The sequence below is a fragment of the Thalassotalea litorea genome, assembly GCF_005843925.1.
Lineage (GTDB): Bacteria > Pseudomonadota > Gammaproteobacteria > Enterobacterales > Alteromonadaceae > Thalassotalea_A > Thalassotalea_A litorea_A.
In genome coordinates this window covers 1-19,436 of the sequence record NZ_VCBC01000001.1, presented here as the reverse complement: position 1 = coordinate 19,436, position 19,436 = coordinate 1, and the positions used below count along the sequence as shown (strand labels likewise).

Here is a 19,436-nt window from a genome sequence, read left to right as displayed (position 1 = left end):
GTGTTAAACTCACCTCTTTAAGGTGAGTTTTTTGTATCTGAGGAATTATGTTTTACTCCATCGCCCGAAAATTACTATTCAAACTCGACGCTGAACAGGCCCATGATGTGGCAATTAACATGTTCAAATCGCCCGCCGCCAATGCCTTAAAGGGGTTATATGGTGCCAAAGTCGCCGATAAACCGGTTACGGTTATGGGGATTGAATTTCCCAATCCAGTCGGACTGGCAGCAGGGCTGGATAAAAATGGCCAATGTATTCGCGGTTTCTCGGCACTAGGGTTTGGTTTTGTTGAAGTCGGCACCGTAACGCCAAGGCCACAACCGGGCAATGAAAAACCGCGTATTTTCCGTATTACTGAGGCCGATGCCATTATTAACCGCATGGGATTTAACAACCATGGCGTCGATTATTTGGTTGATCAGGTTCGCAAAGCCAAACAAGCGGGTTTTGATGGTGTGTTAGGGATAAATATTGGCAAAAACAAAGATACCGAAGAAGACAATGCCAAAGATGACTACATTCATTGTATGCGCAAGGTTTATGAACACGCAGACTACATTACGGTCAATATTTCTTCGCCCAATACGCCAGGTTTACGTGCTTTGCAATATGGTGATGCATTAAATGAACTATTAGCGGCGCTCAAGGTTGAACAAGCGCAACTTGCCGAGACCCATGGTAAATATATTCCCCTGGCCGTGAAAATCGCCCCCGATCTCGATGAACAAGAAGTGCAGGGCATTGCTGACTGCCTGCTTAGCAATGATATCGACGCGGTGATTGCCACCAATACAACGTTAAGCCGGGAAGGGGTTGAACAATTGGCCCATGGTGATGAAATGGGCGGATTGAGCGGCGTGCCGGTTCAGGAAAAAAGTCTGCAGGTGATCAAACTCCTTGCTGACCGACTGGATGGGAAAATGCCGATAATCGGTGTTGGTGGTATCAATAGCGCTGCCGCCGCCAAAGAAAAACTGGCCGCGGGAGCATCTCTTGTTCAGGTGTACACCGGTTTTATCTATGAAGGTCCTGAACTAATTAAACGTATTGTTGACGAGCTTTAATCCAGAACAAACGGCTTACGCAATTGCTAAGCCGTTTTTGTTGATGGGCACCAGGGAAAGGAATCATGAAATTAGTTTCAATTACGGTATCCATTTTATTGCTAGTAGCTGGTATTGGCTGGTATGTGCTGCATGGCGATGAATGTTCTGCTCCGGGATATATTGGCGCTGGCACCACCGTATTTAAAAAGGATGACGAGGGAAGAGTCTTTTTATTATTAGCCTATGAGAGGGGACGAGGTTGGAGCACCTTTGGTGGTGGCCCCAAGAAACTGGATTTAAGTCAATCGGCGTCAGGTTGTGAAACCCCGGATCAGACCGCCGTTCGGGAAAGTGTGGAAGAGTCACGTACGTTATTGTCAGCAAAGCTTTTATCAGACGCGATTAATGATGCCAAATTCTACGCGAACCCAACATCACGGGGTGACTACATCACCTTTTTGATTGAATTAGACCAACCTATAGAGCTCAATCAATATTATTCCGCGCAACTACCCAATGATCCCGGATATTATGAAACCAGCGAAATTACCTGGATTGCATTAGATGACATCCTAACCCGAGGACGCTTTGTTGAAACCCCAAACGGTCAACCTTTGTGGGATGTATTTCATCAGCAGTTTGATGCCATGTTACAAAGCCAACCCGAACACTATTGGTTTAATCAGCAATAATCCTGGAGCCTTGCTGTTGCTCAGATAATCCCTGTTTGGCCTGGTAATGTTTGGCAAGGACTCGTAATTGCGCTTGATTGATATCCGGGAAATCAACACGGTATCGATAGTGTCGATGTAATGCGCTGAAGATGCTAGTTTTGCTTAGCTTATCTAATGTTGCTACAAGCTCACCGCCGGACATCGTTTTGCGAAGGCAGCAGTGGCTAAACCTTGCAATGATCTCGGTTAAATCTTTCCCTTTTTCAATCAGCTGCAAATCTGCTTCCATAAAGTATGCCGCGCCGCTCCAGTAAACTCGTTTAAATGCCCGTTGTTGCCACATATCAGCACTCACCTCATTTAATTTTCCGGGCTTTTCCTGAGTTTTATTCTTACCTCGCAACAACCCTTGTTCGATGCGTTCGACAAACTGACTTGAATTAATGATTTCGCCGCGGAACATGACAAGATATTGCATGTATGTAGCAAAGCCTTCACTTAGCCAGAAATTTTGATAATCCAGATAGGGGAAATACAAATGCGAAAGTTCGTGGTAGAGGGTCCAGTCATTGACAAAACTGCTCAATGGCATATTCGGATTTACATACAATAGCACTTCAATGGGGTGTTCCCGTAATATTTGCCCCCAGGGAACCGGCTCCATGGCATCTGGGTATCCCTTGACGGTGATTTTCAATTGAGCATGGGGGATCGGAGTAAGTGTCGACTCCACTACATTGACACCTGTGTTCAGCCAACTAGCGACTTTTTGCGACTGCTGCGCGTCGATATTTTGCGTGGTCAGGGAAATATTTTCAGCACAACTAGCCCAGGATATTAGTACGCTGACTAGCAATAATAAGATTTTCAAAACAAGGATCCGGTAATAGGGCATCTATACATCACTAGGGGGTAAGTATGGCTTGAGATCACAATTGCCTCCAATTTATCCTGCGTTGTATGGTTCATATTCCACAATTAATTTTTGAAATATAACATGGCGAAAATTTGCTGAGTGATCAGAAATTAATGTTGATTGGTATCAGACTTTTCAATTCTGCCTTTTGCTTACTAAGCTTATACCAGACTTTTCCATGAGAACGTAAATATGATATTGAGACTAATCTCGATTTTTCTAATTTGTTTATGTACTACCTTCTCCGCGGTTTCAAAACAAGCATCAATGTCCATATCCGCAGATGCCAAGGTAACAATCTTCACCGCAAAAAAAGTGATAACTATGGAGCCAGCATCACCTGAAGCTTACGCGATTGCGGTATCGGGTGATAAAATCGTTGGCATTGGTGATAAAGAAAGTCTCGAAGTCTGGAAGAAAAACTATAACGCCAAAATTGATGATCGATTTAAAGATAAAGTGATTATGCCGGGTTTGATAGACCCCCATGTGCATCCATCATTGCCTGCAGTACTGACTCAATTTGTGTTTCTTGCGCCCGATGACTGGGAGCTTCCGACAGGAACGTTTCCTGGCGCTAAAACGCCACAAGACTATAAAGCTATGCTCAGCAAACAGGTTGAGGCCTATTTTGACGATGCCAATCGTGACCCAAACGTGCCGTTTATTTCCTGGGGCTATCACGGTTTGTGGCACGGTGACGTGTATCGTCAGCAACTTAATGATTGGTTTGGCGACAAGCCAGTCATGATTTGGCACCGTTCTTTTCACGAAATCATCGGCAATGATGCTGCATTTAAGCTTCTGGGCATCGATGAGAGCATCGCCAAAGGTGAGAAAGATGTAGACTGGCAAAAAGGCCATTTCTGGGAAAATGGCTTTGTAAAAATGATCCCGAAAATGACGTTTTTACTAGCTCCAGACAGATATAAACAAGGTATGGAAACCTTTGTAACTATGATGCGAGAAGCCGGCGTTACCTCGGCCATGGATATGGGCGTCGGAATATTCGGTGACCCGATTGGTGAGGCGAAACTGATTCATACTGTGATGGACAGTACAAAGGCACCGGCGAGATTGGTTTTGACGCCAATTATTACTGACTTTATTGCCCGCGGGAAGTCTCCAGAGCAAGCGCTACAGGAGGTAGAACAATGGAACGCCAATAACAGCGAACGGGTAATGTTCGACAAACATTTTAAGCTGATGATGGATGGTGCAATTTACTCCGGTTTGTCGCAATACAAATTTCCAGGCTATATCGATGGTCATCAGGGACAATGGATGGCGCCAATGGAAGTGACCTATCAATACGCAGAAACATTCTGGAATGCGGGTTATCAACTACACGCCCATACTAACGGTGATGCCAGTGCTGACGCCCTTATTGATATTGTTCGTAAATTACAGGCCCAAGGACCACGATTTGACCACCGGGCTACGCTAGAGCATTTTGCCTATGTCACCGATGAACAAATTGCACAGATGCACGAACTGGGGATGACAATTTCAGCTAACCCTTATTATCAATACATTCTATCGGATATCTACGCCGAACAATGGTTGGGAGAAGATAGGGCACGTAATATGGTTCCTCTGGGAACCGCGAGAAAATATGGTATGAAAGTCGCGCTGCATTCTGATTGCCCAATGGCACCTTTAAGTCCATTGACATTGGCTTGGGCGGCGGTGAATCGTACTACCATTAATGACAATGAAAATAACCAATATCAGGCTTTATCCGTTGATGAAGCATTGCGAGCCATTACCATTGACGCCGCCTGGATGATGCGTAAAGAGTCACAAATTGGTTCTATTCGTACTGGTAAACAAGCCGATTTCACGATTCTTGAGGATGATCCATACAAAGTGGATCCAATGAAAATCAAAGATATTAATATATGGGGCGTGGTATTTTCCGGACAGGTATACCCGAATCAAAAACAGTAATAATTTAAAGAGACGCAGTAAACTATGAAACAAGCAATCGTCGGCTTTTTGCTTGATGAAGAAGAGCATTGGGTAGCTAAGCTATCCTGCGGTCATAATCAGCATGTAAGGCACAATCCGCCTTGGCAAAATCGCTCCTGGGTCGTGACGGAAGAGGGGCGCAAACGAAAAATCGGGTTTCGCATCAATTGTAAAAAGTGTGATTTAAATGCACCCAAAGATTGGCGCTAAATCGCTTATTAGTCACACTCTTATAAAGAAAAGTGATTTGAATTAAAGCGTTATCATTAAATTCTGCTAAGGTTTTATCAGGGCTGTAAATTTTGATACATGATAAGTAGTACATTTCGAAATTGAACAGTGGTTAACCGTGATGGCGAAACGTCAAATTGAGATACAGGGTTTTTTTATGAAAAAGATTTTATTAGCATTAGTAGCTGGCTTGTTTATCGTAGGCTGTCAGCCCAAAGTTGGCTCGGACGAGTGGTGTGCGAGTATGAAAGAAAAGCCGAAAGCAGACTGGAGCGCGAGTGAGGCAGCTGATTACGCAGAGCATTGCGTATTGGATCAGAAACCGGATGATGATGAATAAACTCAACGCGTTGCGGTATTGATATATCGCTGAGTGATGATAGATATAAAAAAGCCTGCTTTATGCAGGCTTTTTTGATGATGGGTTACGAATGTTGGTGTTAGTAACTTTCGTTATGAACACTCAATACGGCGCGACCGGAAGGATCGGCGTTATTTTGAAAGCTCTCATCCCAGGCCAATGCGGCTTCTGTTGAACAAGCGACCGACTTACCACCAGGAACACATTTTACTGCGGACTCCAGCGGGAAATGATCTTCAAAAATACTCCGGTAAAAATACGCTTCTTTGGTATCCGGGGTATTGTGCGCGAATTTAAAACGCGCATTTTCTAATTGCTGATCGCTGACTAACGCCTCAACATGGGTTTTTAAGCTATCAATCCAGGAATATCCAACACCATCGGAAAATTGTTCTTTTTGACGCCACAGTATTTCTTCCGGCAAATAGCCCTCAAAGGCAGAGCGCAATACATGCTTCTCAATTTTACCGTCGACACACATTTTCGCTTGTGGGTTTAAACGCATTGCTGTGTCCATAAAGTCTTTGTCTAAAAACGGGACTCTGGCTTCAACCCCCCAGGCTGACATGGCTTTGTTTGCTCGCAAGCAGTCAAACATATGCAGCTTACTGAGTTTACGTACGGTTTCTTCATGGAATTCCTGAGCATTTGGCGCCTTGTGGAAATATAAGTAGCCACCGAATATTTCATCCGCACCTTCACCGGACAATACCATCTTAATGCCCATGGCTTTGATTTTTCGAGCCATCAGGTACATCGGGGTAGACGCTCGGATGGTCGTCACGTCATAGGTTTCTAGGTGATATATCACTTCCTTAAGGGCATCAATGCCTTCTTGCACCGTAAAATGCATGGAGTGATGCACGGTGCCGATAGCATCTGCGACCTTTTGTGCTGCAATCAGATCGGGTGAGCCTTCAAGGCCTACGGCAAAAGAATGGACTTTAGGCCACCAAGCATCGCTTAAGCCATTTTCTTCGATTCGTCGCGCTGCAAATTTTTGGGTGATCGCCGAGATCAGTGACGAATCCAGTCCACCAGACAACAATACACCGTATGGGACATCGGTCATCAAATGAGATTTTACCGATTGCTCAAGGCTATTGCGTAGCTCATCAATATCCGCAGGATTGTCGGCAACGGTTTGGTATTCCTGCCAATCTCTTTGGTAATACGGCTTAATTTCCCCATCGGTAGAATCTAAATAATGACCCGGAGGGAATTCACTGACGGTTTTACATACCGGCACCAGAGCTTTCATTTCTGATGCGACATAAAAGTTACCGTGCTCGTCGACACCAGTGTACAAAGGAATAATACCAATGTGGTCACGGGCCACTAAGTAACGTTGCTTTTCAACGTCATACAGGACAAAAGCGAACATGCCCTGTAACTGATCGATAAAATCGCAACCATGCTCTTGGTAAAGCGGCAGAATGACTTCACAGTCCGATTTGGTTTGAAATTGATAATCACTGGTCAGTTCCTGCTCGAGCTGTTTGTGATTGTAAATTTCGCCATTAACCGCTAACACGTGATTTCGATTCGAATTATATAGAGGTTGGGCGCCATTTTCAGTATCAACAATCGCTAGACGTTCATGAACCAAAATAGCCTGTTCATTGGCATATACACCGGACCAGTCAGGACCGCGGTGTCTTAATAAACGGGACATTTGCAAGGCTTGTTCACGCAACAGCGTTGCGTCACCTTGAATATCCAACACACAAAAAATTGAACACATGGTGGTGTTACTCCTTTTACCATAATTTCGAAATCACGTTGTTTTATTCATTCACGAATTAGCAGGGTTATTTGCGGATCACACCGGAAGTGAGCTTCACGAAACAAGTTACTGCTTTGTTTTCAAGAATAAAAAAGGCAGCCTGTGGTAGGGCTGCCTTTGAGAGTCTAATATTTACACATAAAAATCAATAGCAGTTCGCTATAAATTAGAATAAATATTCAACTTTTTTTTTACATCTCTTTTATCTTGTTCTATTTGCCCCGCAAACGGTAATTATTTGCGTTGGAATTCACTGGTTTTCGACCATTTCGGCCAATCGTTTGAATTCGCGACATGAAACATCGCATCAAAGGTCAGTTGCAGGTCTTCAATTGCGCCGCGCAAATCCCACTCAGGGTTATACTCGTCACACAGTTGATGGTAGCAACGACGCATATCCGGCAATACTTTGGCACGATACGCTTCGACTTCAGCATTTAACGGTATGCTACCACCACCAGCAAATACTGCCGGAACACCTTCTTTAGCGAAGTTAAAGTGATCGGAACGATAGTAGCTTCCCGCAGCAGGGTTGGTTTCTTTGACAAGATGACGACCTTGCTTTTCAGCGGCATTTGCCAAATAGTCTTCAACTTGCGATTTACCTTTACCACGAACAATCATGTCTTTGGTTTGACCAAGAATATTCAGGCTGTCGAGGTTAAATACCGCAACCGTCTTATCCAAAGGGTACGCCGGGTTTTGTGCATAATAGCGAGAACCGAGTAAACCTTGTTCTTCCGCCGTCGTTGCGACAACGGTAATGGAACGCTGAGGCGCTTTATCTAAAGAGCCAAAGGCTTTAGCGATTTCAATCATACCGCCGATACCACTGGCATTATCATGGGCACCGTTATAAATCTGGTCGCCTTCTAGTGAGGTGTCGGTACCAATATGATCCCAGTGACCGGTTAACAGGATGTGTTCACCCGGATTTTCAGTACCGGGCAAGGTGGCTATGAAGTTGTGCGAGGTGGAACGTTTGAGGGTACTTTTTACGGTGGCACTTGCGCTCAGGTCTAACGATTTTGCGATCGGACCTTGCAATGCTTTTTGTTTGTACTCGTCAAAGTCCAAACCCGCTTGTTTAAATAACGATACTGCGGTTTCGCGGGTTAACCAGCCTTCTAGCCCCACTCGCTGCATGTTTTTGTCTTCACGATACAAACCATATTGTGGTCCAGTCCAGCCATTGGTGACAACAGACCAGGGGTATGACGCTGGTGCGGTTTCATGGACAATGATCGCGGCGGCCGCGCCCTGACGGCTCGCTTCTTCATATTTATAGGTCCAGCGGCCATAGTAGGTCATTGCGCTGCCGGTGAATAAATCCGGGTTTTGCGTTTCAAAGCCAGGGTCATTCACTAACATGACCACGGTTTTGCCTTTTACGTCCAATCCTTGATAATCATTCCATTGGTATTCTGGGGCATTGATACCGTAGCCGACAAAAACAATTTGCGAGTCTTTAATTGATTCTGTTTCGCTGACTCGCGATGTGCCTAGCACCATATCTTCGACATAGCGAAAGGTACTTGTCTGGCCTTGACCTTTTATCGTCAATGCCATATCCGCATCGGCAGTGATTTCGGTCAATTCAACGGGTTGTAAAAAGCTACCTTTATAACCGCCCTGAAACCCGGCCGCTTTAAAATGCTTGGTCAGGTAATCTATGGTTTTGGTTTCGCCATCACTGGTCGGTAGGCGGCCACCAAAGTCATCGGCGGATAAAATTTTAACGTGTTGATGCAGTTCGGTTTCGGAAAAGTCCTGATACGCCTGATCAACCGTTTTCGCATAAGCTGTGGCCATAACACCTGCGGTCAAAGCAGTGCCAACTAAGCCGTAAAAATTACGTTTCATAGAAATTTACTTCCTTAAAAAATTCACGGTTAAATTAGCCTGTTGTTTTAAAAATTGAAAGAAAAATTCGTCGAAGTGAGTGCCTGAACTGACAGATGACCATGGTTGGCAACGATGAAAAATCATTGCAATGTTTGATAACAGGTTTAAACTTGCATGATAACAATGGGTTAGGTTTGCTGTCTAAATGGTTAAATTGTTCCCATCTTAATTACCCCAGTGACGACTTCGTGCATACAAAGGAACACTATGATTTGTGTAGAGAATCTAACCAAGACCTTTACTCTTAATACCCGCAGTAAAAAGGACCGCAGTCATAAAGTGGATCCGCGACAACATGACGGGGTATTCAACGCCTTAACGGACGTCAGTTTTCACTGCGAACGTGGTGAAGTGCTGGGCCTGCTCGGTCCCAATGGCGCCGGTAAAACGACGGCTTTACGTATCTTATCTTCGGCTCTGAAACCCGACAGTGGCGCGGTGCGGATAAATGAAGTCGATGTGGTGCGATCGCCTTTGCTTGCCAAACAAAAAATTGGTTTTTTGTCGGGTAAAACCGGACTCTATGGTCGATTAACAGCACGCGAAAATATTGAGTTTTTTGCTCGTTTACATGGCGTCAATGATGAATACCTGGCGACCGAGGCAGAAACCATTTATCGCAATCTTGGTATTGTTCATTACCTTGACCGAAGGGTTGAACATCTGTCGACCGGCATGCAACAAAAAGTATCCATTGCCCGGGCCGTGATCCATAAGCCTGATGTACTCGTGCTTGATGAACCCACCACAGGTCTGGATATTATGGCCACGGAAATTATCTTAGAATTTATTCAATTGATGAAAGAGCAGGGCACTGCGGTTATTTTTTCCACCCATCATTTGGATGAAGTGGCAATGCTGGCGGACAGAGTGACGGTCATTGACCAGGGCAAAAGTGCATTTTCTGATTCTTTGCAAGCGTTCCGGGAATTAAGTGCGGATAGAGATTTGCGACGTTCCTTTATGCATGTGTTAAACCTGGAGAAAGCGTATGTGGCAAGTATTTAATAAAGAGCTGATAGAGCTGTTAAGAGACACCAAAACCTTATTTTTTATTATTGCCTTGCCGATGGTGGTATTTCCGGTTTTATTCGGACTGATTGGCTTTTTAGGTTCCAGCGCTGCATTAAAAGAGCACCAGAAAATGGTGCGCTATGTGCTCGTCAACCCTGATGCCTCAGAGCGCTTCGCCAATACCATGTTCTACCACAGCGATTTTGAAAAAGTCGACTTGGAGCTGACCACGGAAGACGAATACATTGATGCGATCAAAAATGATAAAGCCGATCTCGTCATTGTCCTGAATCCGGATTTTGAAAAGCATTTAGCCGCCGGCGAATCCAGCCCCTGGCAGGTGTATTATAATGGCGCCAATGTGATCTCCGGCATAGGCATCAAAGTGAAAGAGGCCTTTGAAGAATTTACAACGGCGATCCAGGATAAAATGCTCGCCGAAAAAGGCTTTAGCGCCAGTGAATTACTGGCCTTTAAAGATCCGGTTATTTTTGAACAGCATGATACCGCCGATGAACGGGAAAGCTTTGGTGAGACCCTTGGCGGGTTTATCCCGTATATCTTGATCCCACTTTGCTTAACCGGCGCCATGTATCCCGCAATTGATTTAGGCGCGGGTGAAAAAGAGCGGGGCACTATCGAAACCTTGTTGCTGACGCCGGTTTCACGCTTTGCCATTGTTATAGGAAAATTTCTGACCATTACAGCAACGGCCATGATGACCGCACTGATCACCATATTTTCGATGGTGTTCTGGTCATTTATTATCGGTAGCTTATTTGATGTCTCTCAGGTTTCGAACATTCTTTCGTCGGTAAGCTGGTTTGATTATGTGCTGATGGTGTTATTACTGGTGCCGGTTTCGGCTATCTTTTCGGCAATTTTGCTGGCGATTTCGATTTATGCCAGTTCTTACAAAGAAGCACAAAATTATATGGGACCGTTAACCATTTTGGTGATCTTTCCAATCATCGCGCCGATGCTGCCGGGCATCAAACTAAATTTCGCCTGGGCGCTGGTACCCATTTCCAATGTTGCATTAGCGATCAAAGAATTGTTAAAAGGGACAATTGATTACAATTATTTAGTACCTATCTTCCTGTCAACTGGGTTCTTTGCATTCGTGTCCATTGCGTTTTGTGTGTATTGGTTTAATCGCGAGTCGGTTTTGTTTCGATAATCGCGATTTCGAGATTTACACTTTCGAGAATCATGATTTCAACAACCGGATTTCGCTTGCCGCCATTTTCTTAGCGGCTATTTCCTTGTGACGGGCAGAGTCAGAGATAATTTCCAAGTCTTTGACTCCGCTTATCGCCAAGACATTCCTTGATATTCCCGATCCCGACCTTAGTGGGTAAAAAAAATGCTAAAAACTGCACTTTTCACTATGTTAGCGCTTTTTTTCGTGTAAAATTATCGGTTTTGAAAATAGCCACCGCTGTGCGTCGGGAAGTTTCGTTTCTGGTGTGAGGGTAAACCATATTCATTCGCGAAGTATCGCCTGAGGAATATATGAATTTAGAAGAAATAATCTTGCAGGCTGAAGAAGCCGTTGCGAGTGCGACAGAAGTAGCCGGCCTTGATCAGGTTCGGGTCGAATTTCTGGGTAAAAAAGGTAAGTTGACTGAGCAATTAAAATCTCTCGGTAAATTGAGCGCAGAAGAGCGCCCGAAAGCTGGTCAGCTTATCAATCAAGCCAAACAACAAGTGCAGGCTTTGATCCATCAACGTGGCGAGCTATTGCGCGCCGAACAAATCAAACAAAAGCTGGCCGCCGAATCAATCGATGTGACCTTACCCGGTCGTACCTCGGAAGCTGGCGGTTTGCATCCGGTTAGCCGCACCATTGCCCGCATTGAAACGTTTTTCTCTGAGCTGGGCTTTGCGGTGAAATCTGGTCCTGAAGTGGAAGACGATTTTCATAACTTTGATGCGTTAAATATCCCTGTGCACCATCCCGCACGTGCCGATCATGATACGTTCTACTTCAATCCTAAGTTGGTATTGCGTACGCAAACCTCAGGTGTGCAAATCCGTACCATGGAAGTGGAAAAACCACCGTTAAGAATTATCTCTCCGGGTCGTGTTTACCGTAACGATTATGATCAAACTCATACCCCGATGTTCCATCAGGTCGAAGGTTTGATGGTCGATAAAGACGTGAGCTTCACTCATCTGAAAGGGATATTGCACGACTTTCTCCATAACTTTTTTGAAGAAGATCTGGAAATCCGTTTCCGTCCGTCTTATTTCCCGTTTACTGAACCTTCAGCAGAAGTGGATGTGAAAGGTAAGAACGGTAAATGGTTGGAAGTGCTTGGCTGTGGCATGGTGCATCCGAATGTACTGCGCAGTGTTGGTATTGACCCAGAAGTTTACACCGGCTTTGCCTTCGGTATGGGTGTTGAGCGTTTAACGATGTTGCGTTATGGCGTTAATGATCTTCGCGCATTTTTTGAAAATGATCTTCGATTCTTGAAGCAGTTTAAGTAGGAAAGCCGATAATGAAATTTAGTGAATCCTGGTTAAGAGAATGGGTTAATCCGGCGAATACTTCTGAGCAATTGACCCACCAGATTACCATGGCGGGCCTTGAAGTTGACGGCATTGATGCGGTCGCGGGTGAGTTTAGCAATGTTGTCGTTGGTGAAGTTATCGAATGTGGTCAGCACCCAGATGCCGACAAGTTACAAGTGACCAAAGTGAATGTTGGTGACGAAGTTGTTGATATCGTCTGTGGCGCCAAAAATTGTCGACTAGGCTTGAAAGTTGCCGTTGCCAAAGTCGGTGCAGTATTGCCCGGAAATTTCAAGATTAAGAAAGCCAAGTTACGTGGTCAACCGTCGCACGGTATGCTGTGTTCTGAATCGGAACTTGGTATGGCAGAAAGCGCCGATGGCATTCTTGAATTACCGAATGACGCACCAATCGGTACCGATGTCCGTGATTATCTCAAATTAGACGACGTGACCATTGATGTTGATTTAACATCAAACCGCGGTGATTGCCTCGGTATTCGAGGCCTTGCCCGTGAAGTTGGCGTATTGAACAATCAATCGGTGAATGAAGTGAGTTGCGAAGCGCATACTCCGACAATCGATGATGCGTTACCGATTGAGATTACTGCCGGTGAAGCGTGTCCACGTTACTTAGGTCGTGTCATTAAAGGCATTGATGTGAATGCCACCACACCGTTGTGGATGGTTGAAAAACTGCGTCGTTGTGGTGTTCGCGCCATCGATCCTGTGGTTGATGTCACCAATTACGTGTTGCTAGAACTCGGTCACCCAATGCATGCGTTTGATTTGGCGAAAATTGATGGCGGCATTAATGTTCGTTTCGCAAAAGCGAATGAGCCTTTAACCTTGTTAGACGGTCAGGAAGTCAAACTTAACGAGCAAACCTTGGTTATTGCCGATCACAGTAAACCACTCGCCATGGCGGGTATTTTCGGTGGTCAAGACTCCGGAGTATCGGGTGCAACCCAGGATATCTTGCTTGAAAGTGCATTTTTTGCACCATTAGCGATTTTAGGAAAAGCGCGTCAGTACGGTTTACATACCGATGCTTCGCACCGTTATGAGCGTGGTGTCGATCCACAGTTGCAATTTGCAGCAATGGAACGTGCAACCGCTTTATTGGTGGAGATTGTTGGCGGGCAAGCCGGTCCAATCGTTGAAGCTAAATCTGAGCAGCATTTACCAAAAGCGAATGAAGTGACTTTGCGTCGCGTTAAGCTAGACAGCCGTATTGGCATTCATATCGAAACTGAGCAAGTAACCGAAATATTAACCCGTCTTGGCTTTGCCGTTGATTACAATAACGAGCAGTGGTTGGTTACCGTGCCACCGTATCGTTTTGATATCAAAATTGAAGAAGATTTGACCGAAGAAGTGGCTCGCGTATACGGCTACAACAATATTCCGAACGTTGCGCCAGAAGCAAAACTGACCATGCGTCAGCATCAAGAAGCGACGCTTACGATCGGAAAGTTTAAAGATGTGCTGGTAAATCGTGGCTATCAGGAAGCGATCACATATAGCTTCGTTGACCCCAAAATTCAGGAACAACTGTTTCCAGCCCAGGAAGTGTTAACACTACCACACCCAATTTCTTCGGAAATGTCGGTAATGCGAGTGAGTTTATGGCCGGGCTTATTGCAATCTGTGGTTTATAACCAGAACCGACAACAAAGTCGCGTGCGTTTGTTTGAAAGTGGTTTGAGTTTTATTCCTGATGCAGAAGCAGAAAACGGAGTTCGTCAAGAACCCATGTTTGCCGGCGTTATTACCGGACTTCGCAGTGGTGAACACTGGCAACTGGAAAAATCAGGCGTAGATTTTTTTGATGCCAAAGGCGATGTCGAAGCTTTATTGGCTTTGACCGCGAACAGCCAAGCTTATGAGTTCCGAGTCGCTGAGCATAGCGCCTTGCACCCAGGCCAAACAGCAGCGATTTATCGCGGTGAAGAGTTCGTTGGTTACGTTGGTACCGTTCATCCGGAATTAGAGCGTAAATTGGGCTTAAATGGCCGTACAGTGGTATTTGAACTGCGTCAGAGCGAAATTTTGCGCCAGGCAATTCCATTAGCACAGGAAATTTCCAAATTTCCAGGCAATCGACGCGATATTGCGGTAATCGTCAAAGATGAAATCAGTGCAAATTCTGTATTACAACTCATTGAAAAGGTTGGCACAAATCATTTAGTTAGCCTAGAATTGTTTGATGTATATCAGGGCAAAGGAATTGAGCCGGGCTATAAAAGCTTGGCAATCGCATTAACCTTGCAAGACAAGGAACGTACTCTGGAAGAGAAAGACATCAATAATGTTGTGCAAATCGTTGTGCAGGCCCTGACCACTGAACTTGATGCATCATTGAGAGATTAAGAGTATGGCGCTAACTAAAGCAGAAGTATCTGAACACTTGTACGAAAAACTCGGATTGAGTAAACGCGACGCAAAAATGATGGTGGAGGAATTCTTTGAAGAGATCCGAACCTGTCTTGAAAAAGGCGAGCAGGTAAAACTTTCCGGTTTTGGTAATTTTGATCTGCGAGTGAAAAACGAGCGCCCAGGTCGAAATCCAAAAACAGGTGAAGACATTCCAATTTCAGCACGTAAAGTAGTGACGTTCCGCCCGGGACAAAAACTTAAAGCTCGTGTTGAAGAATCGAATAACGATTAATTTTTGCTTAGTACTTAAAAAAAAGGTGCCTTTTGGCACCTTTTTTATATCCCAATCTTTTGTGTTGGCGAGCTGATTTCATTGCTAATATCGACGGCGTTGTCGTACATAAACCTTTTAATAATGCACAGAGCAACAAATAATGATACAGGTTAACCCTGCTTAGATATTACTGAGGCTTCTTAGTCATACCCACTCTCCAACCGTTTTCTAACTCTTAACTATATGAATTGATTTAATAAAGCCACTTTTCGAAAGCGGTTTTAGTGAGGTTTCTCAGTAATATCCAATCGCTAACCGTTTTCTAGCGCTTAACTATATGAATTAATTTGAAAAAGCCACTGTTCGAGAGCGGTTTTAGTGAGATTTCTCAGGAATATCCAATCGCTAACCATTTTCTAGATCTAACCGTTTGAATTACGGATACAAAATTAATAATTTCATATTAGGGTTTACTGAGACTACTCAGTAATATCCAAAGTTATTGAGAAAAGGTGCTTGAACGATGGTTTATTTTATTGAATTATCGGTCTTTTCTGTTAATTTATGAGGACATTCGTAGGTAGCGATTACTGAGCTGTCTACATAATAAGCTGTTAGAAGCCTTTAGGAAATTATGCCTCGTCGTCGAGAGTTGAAAGGAATCACAATCAATTTTGCCAAACTTTTAAGTGGGCGAAATAATGATTATTTAGGATACTGGGCAGTAGGTCAGTTATCCTTGTTGGCACAAGAAAAGAATGTTGAATCCATAACTTTCGATTTATTAAACTTAAGTAATTGTCTTGGTTCGCCTCAGGCTTTGGAAATGTACCTGCAAATGAAAACTGAGCTAAATAGATTACTTGAGGCACAAAAGATCCCATGCGTATGGGTTAAATCTGTTGCAGTTAAGTTTAGTTTCAATCAAGAGTACCAAGAAAAGTACCATTACTGGCGCTCTGCATTAGGTAAACAATATTTGGTCTCGGTCATAATTGAAAGTGACTTGGGTTATATAAATAAGGCTTTAGAAGGTGGCAATGTAAATCCACACGATCCAACCAAAGAACATCGGAGTAATCGGCTTCTAACAAGTAACTAAAGCGGGACAAATAAAGCTTGGCTTTTGTCGCTGCGCTCAAAATTTTAGCCAAGCTAATTATTTGCTCCTTAGTTGGGCGTTATATTTACCACCAGCGATTTATCGCAGAAACCAGGAATGGTTGAAATGTCAGGGAATGGCGCAGGAAAGTAAGTAAATTCACTCCGCACATCAATTCCCAGGCAACGTAAATATTCAGCGTAAATCTTACGACATAGCGTATAAAAATCGGGATAGCGGAAGTCGAAAATAGTACACAGAACAGGGCAGCGTAAATTCCAAAATGTGGAAATATAACAAGTGCCTTAAAATCGGACGTAAAACGCTTGGCTACGTTCGACAAAAATTATAGCCAAGCATTTTCCGCCGTTTAGGCGGGCGTTATATTTACCACCAGCGATTTATCGCAGAAACCAGAAATGGTTGAAACGTCAGGGAATGGCGCAGGAAAGTAAGTAAATTCACTCCGCACATCAATTCCCAGGCAACGTAAATATTCAAGCGTAAATCTACCGATATAGCGTATAAAAATCGAGATAGCGGAAGTCGAAAATTGCGCATAGAATGGGGCAGCGCAAATTCCCAATAAGTGGAAATATAACAAGTGCCTTAAAATCGGACGTAAAACGCTTGGCTACGTTCGGTGAATATTATAGCCAAGCATTTTACGCCGTTTAGGCGGGCGTTATGTTTACTATGAATACTGTTGAATGTTCTGAACATTGTGAACCACCAAACAATTGGCCTTTTTCCTTTCCTGCCAATACTTGTGCTGTCACAACTAAATTCGTCATGAGTGGCGAGCAACCAATTGTCGAGGTATTACACTGGGACGATGAAGGTTGGCAATTTATGTGCAACACAACTGATAATGCAGATGACGGAATGGTTGTTTGCATGGGCTGTTTATATAAAAAGTTCCCATGGATATCTGAGTTCAAAGATCTTCAGCCAAATCATTCGGCTTTTTTAGAAAATGGAAACTGGCACATTGAAGAGATAGAGTAAACATAACAAGCTGTTTAAAATGGACGCCTTACTGCTTGGCTGGCGTTCGTTCCTCACTAATTTTAGCCAAGCGTAATCCGCCCCTTAACACGGCGTTAGGCATTCAAAATATGACGATGCGTTTTCTCACATTTTTGCTTATGTTTTTCTCGACGCAGGTGTTCGCATGTTTTGCACCTATTCAAGGTGAAGAATATGACGCGTTAGTAGTAATAACCAAAATAGGGAAAAATCGCTACTCATATGAATTTCCGTTAGAAGTTCACGGGTATAAAAACGATGGAACTGTAATTTTGGCACTCTCTCAAGAAGAAAGAGGCTCAATCATGGCTGATAGTCCTCATATGGAAATATTCCCTAAAGAAGTGAGTGGAAAAATGAAGGGGGAATTTACTATCCCAGAGAACGAGACAAATGCCTTTTTAATCGTTTCATGGCCTCCAGAAGAGGATTGTTGCCTGTGCTCATTTTTGGCATATTCAAAACTGGTAAACAGAGAATGAATGCCTAACAAGCTGTTTAAAGTGGACAAAATTACGTTGGCTTGGTATCGCTCCGCTTCACGTTTTAGCCAACATAATTTTGCCCATTAACAGGGCGTTAGGTTTACTAAAAGGAATTTGTATAAATGGTAATTTACCCAAGTCTAGTTGTTGCTTGTGTAGTTGCTTCGACAATAATTTGTTGGCCGCTATATAGGTATATGTTTAGAGCTATCTACAATTCCAATAATGATTTTGATAAAGGCGCCAAATCACTTAATTACACAAGGTACACAATTAGTAAAACAAAAGAAGGTTTCTGGTATGCGGCCATTGCAGCATTATTGCTCCCAACTATGCCAAATGCCATTTTAACGTTCATCTTGTATCTTGTTTTAAGCCTAGTAATCATGTGAATCGCAAACCTAACAAGATGATTAATACGCCTCTTATCAGGGCGTTTTACGGCAAACGGAGTATGGATGAAGCCGATAGTTTTAGTTACAGGCGGTAGTCGAGGGATCGGTGCTGCAACATCTAAATATTTAGCAAAACAGAATTATGCTGTTTGTGTTAATTACATTTCGAATAAGACTGAGGCAACTAAGGTTGTATCGGATATCGAACAAGACGGTGGCACAGCTATCGCTGTACAAGCTGATGTATCTCAAGAAAATGATGTTATTCGTCTATTTGGTACTATTGATAAATCGTTAGGTCAAATAACCCACTTAGTAAATAACGCAGGTATATTATTACCGCAAATGCGAGTGTCAGAAATGACAGCTGAAAGAATTAATAAAGTTCTCACGACAAATGTCACCAGTTATTTCTTGTGTTGTCGAGAAGCAATCAACAGAATGAAAAATGGCGGCTCAATTGTTAATGTATCTTCGGCTGCATCACGGTTAGGATCTGCAGGAGAGTATGTTGATTATGCTTCATCAAAAGGAGCAATTGATACATTAACAATTGGTTTGTCTCTTGAAGTTGCCAATCAAAATATCAGGGTCAACTGTGTTCGACCAGGTTTTATATATACTGATATGCATGGCGATGGTGGTGAGCCTAATAGAGTTGAACGCGTTAAACCATTAATACCTTTACAACGTGGTGGCACACCTAAAGAAGTAGCTGCTTCTATTGCGTTTCTTTTATCAAATGAAGCATCATTTATTACAGGTACGTTCGTCGATATTGCTGGTGGTAAATAGCCGTATAACAAGCCATTGAAGAGGGAAAATTTACAGTTTGCTGTTTCGCTCCGCTCACATTTTCGCAAACTATAAATTTCCCCTTAATGGGGCGTTATGTTTTAAAATTTGGTTGAGTGTAAATGTCTAAATATGAGATTTCAATGGACGTGATTAACCGTTTTGGTCCATTTAAAGAGTTTAAACAGGATGGTTCAATTGTCAGTGTAGAACTTGTTAACGGTAAAGTTATTGAAAGAGTACTACTCATATATCCGAATCAAGTTTTTTCTGTGCAAGGTGAAACTCAAATGCCGTTCAATCCCAAAGAGGTTGTAAGGGTCTTTCAAACTGAAGTGGATTTAGCTACTCGTACATCAAGTAGTTGGTCATTTTTTGGTGTGTAATTAAAACATAACAAGTCATTAAAGCAGGACAAAAAACAGTTGGTTTTGCTCCTTCGTCGCTAATTTTAACCAACGAAATTTTGCTTGTTAACAGGGCGTTATATGCAAAGGATGCACATGTTCAAACTGATAGTTTTGTTTTCTTTCCTTATAGTTTCAATCTTT

At 43.4% G+C, this 19,436-nt stretch carries 18 protein-coding genes; 15 read left to right on the top strand and 3 right to left on the bottom strand.

All coding sequences use genetic code 11. From position 1 onward, the window contains the following. Positions 1-47: 47 nt before the first annotated feature. Both pyrD and FE810_RS00085 read left to right on the top strand, forming a co-directional pair. Positions 48-1,067, top strand: a complete 1,020-nt coding sequence (pyrD, locus tag FE810_RS00090; protein ID WP_138317996.1) for a quinone-dependent dihydroorotate dehydrogenase — start codon at positions 48-50, stop codon at positions 1,065-1,067. Between the two features lie 65 nt (positions 1,068-1,132). Beyond that, positions 1,133-1,741 carry an NUDIX hydrolase gene (locus FE810_RS00085; protein ID WP_138317995.1) on the top strand — a complete coding sequence of 203 codons (609 nt, stop codon included), beginning with the start codon at positions 1,133-1,135 and terminating at the stop codon, positions 1,739-1,741. On the opposite strand, the gene FE810_RS00080 is transcribed toward FE810_RS00085, so the two are convergent. Beyond that, positions 1,728-2,594: a M61 family metallopeptidase gene (locus tag FE810_RS00080; protein WP_171022161.1), complete on the bottom strand. Its 867-nt coding sequence runs from the start codon at positions 2,592-2,594 to the stop codon at positions 1,728-1,730. The two genes, FE810_RS00085 and FE810_RS00080, sit on opposite strands and share 14 nt — an antisense overlap. 312 nt (positions 2,595-2,906) lie before the next feature. Between FE810_RS00080 and FE810_RS00075 the strand changes: the two genes are divergently transcribed. The 3 genes from FE810_RS00075 to FE810_RS00065 all read left to right on the top strand — a co-directional run bounded on the left by FE810_RS00075 (position 2,907) and on the right by FE810_RS00065 (position 5,181). After that, on the top strand, positions 2,907-4,589 hold the full coding sequence (locus FE810_RS00075) for an amidohydrolase (RefSeq protein ID WP_138317993.1): 1,683 nt from the start codon (positions 2,907-2,909) through the stop codon (positions 4,587-4,589). Positions 4,590-4,613: 24 nt separating this feature from the next. Beyond that, positions 4,614-4,820 (top strand): DUF3565 domain-containing protein, encoded by a 207-nt coding sequence (locus tag FE810_RS00070; RefSeq protein WP_138317992.1) that lies wholly within the window; start codon positions 4,614-4,616, stop codon positions 4,818-4,820. A gap of 178 nt (positions 4,821-4,998) precedes the next feature. Continuing rightward, positions 4,999-5,181, top strand: a complete 183-nt coding sequence (locus FE810_RS00065; protein ID WP_138317991.1) for a DUF3012 domain-containing protein — start codon at positions 4,999-5,001, stop codon at positions 5,179-5,181. 100 nt (positions 5,182-5,281) lie between these two features. On the opposite strand, the gene asnB is transcribed toward FE810_RS00065, so the two are convergent. After that, the gene (gene asnB / locus FE810_RS00060) at positions 5,282-6,946 is read right to left on the bottom strand and encodes an asparagine synthase B (protein ID WP_138317990.1); all 1,665 of its coding nucleotides are present in this window, start codon (positions 6,944-6,946) and stop codon (positions 5,282-5,284) included. A gap of 276 nt (positions 6,947-7,222) precedes the next feature. Then, entirely contained in the window at positions 7,223-8,851 is a 1,629-nt protein-coding gene (locus FE810_RS00055; protein ID WP_138317989.1) for a M28 family metallopeptidase, read from the bottom strand. 249 nt (positions 8,852-9,100) lie between these two features. Between FE810_RS00055 and FE810_RS00050 the strand changes: the two genes are divergently transcribed. The 10 genes from FE810_RS00050 (at position 9,101) to FE810_RS00005 (ending at position 19,271) form a co-directional block, all read left to right on the top strand. Beyond that, positions 9,101-9,901, top strand: a complete 801-nt coding sequence (locus FE810_RS00050) for an ABC transporter ATP-binding protein (RefSeq protein WP_138317988.1) — start codon at positions 9,101-9,103, stop codon at positions 9,899-9,901. After that, the gene (locus FE810_RS00045) at positions 9,885-11,087 is read left to right on the top strand and encodes an ABC transporter permease (protein WP_138317987.1); all 1,203 of its coding nucleotides are present in this window, start codon (positions 9,885-9,887) and stop codon (positions 11,085-11,087) included. Before FE810_RS00050 ends, FE810_RS00045 begins: the two co-directional genes overlap by 17 nt. 335 nt (positions 11,088-11,422) lie before the next feature. Next, positions 11,423-12,403 carry a phenylalanine--tRNA ligase subunit alpha gene (gene pheS, locus FE810_RS00040; RefSeq protein ID WP_138317986.1) on the top strand — a complete coding sequence of 327 codons (981 nt, stop codon included), beginning with the start codon at positions 11,423-11,425 and terminating at the stop codon, positions 12,401-12,403. A gap of 11 nt (positions 12,404-12,414) precedes the next feature. Then, positions 12,415-14,799, top strand: a complete 2,385-nt coding sequence (pheT, locus tag FE810_RS00035) for a phenylalanine--tRNA ligase subunit beta (RefSeq protein WP_138317985.1) — start codon at positions 12,415-12,417, stop codon at positions 14,797-14,799. A 4-nt stretch (positions 14,800-14,803) separates the two neighbouring features. Beyond that, positions 14,804-15,097: an integration host factor subunit alpha gene (ihfA, locus tag FE810_RS00030; RefSeq protein ID WP_138317984.1), complete on the top strand. Its 294-nt coding sequence runs from the start codon at positions 14,804-14,806 to the stop codon at positions 15,095-15,097. A 616-nt stretch (positions 15,098-15,713) separates the two neighbouring features. After that, on the top strand, positions 15,714-16,181 hold the full coding sequence (locus FE810_RS00025) for a hypothetical protein (RefSeq protein ID WP_138317983.1): 468 nt from the start codon (positions 15,714-15,716) through the stop codon (positions 16,179-16,181). Between the two features lie 687 nt (positions 16,182-16,868). Next, positions 16,869-17,189 (top strand): hypothetical protein, encoded by a 321-nt coding sequence (locus FE810_RS00020; RefSeq protein WP_246036814.1) that lies wholly within the window; start codon positions 16,869-16,871, stop codon positions 17,187-17,189. A gap of 35 nt (positions 17,190-17,224) precedes the next feature. Next, positions 17,225-17,692 (top strand): hypothetical protein, encoded by a 468-nt coding sequence (locus FE810_RS00015; protein WP_138317982.1) that lies wholly within the window; start codon positions 17,225-17,227, stop codon positions 17,690-17,692. A gap of 461 nt (positions 17,693-18,153) precedes the next feature. Next, positions 18,154-18,885: an SDR family oxidoreductase gene (locus FE810_RS00010; protein WP_138317981.1), complete on the top strand. Its 732-nt coding sequence runs from the start codon at positions 18,154-18,156 to the stop codon at positions 18,883-18,885. A gap of 122 nt (positions 18,886-19,007) precedes the next feature. Continuing rightward, the gene (locus FE810_RS00005; RefSeq protein ID WP_138317980.1) at positions 19,008-19,271 is read left to right on the top strand and encodes a hypothetical protein; all 264 of its coding nucleotides are present in this window, start codon (positions 19,008-19,010) and stop codon (positions 19,269-19,271) included. Positions 19,272-19,436 lie beyond the last annotated feature (165 nt).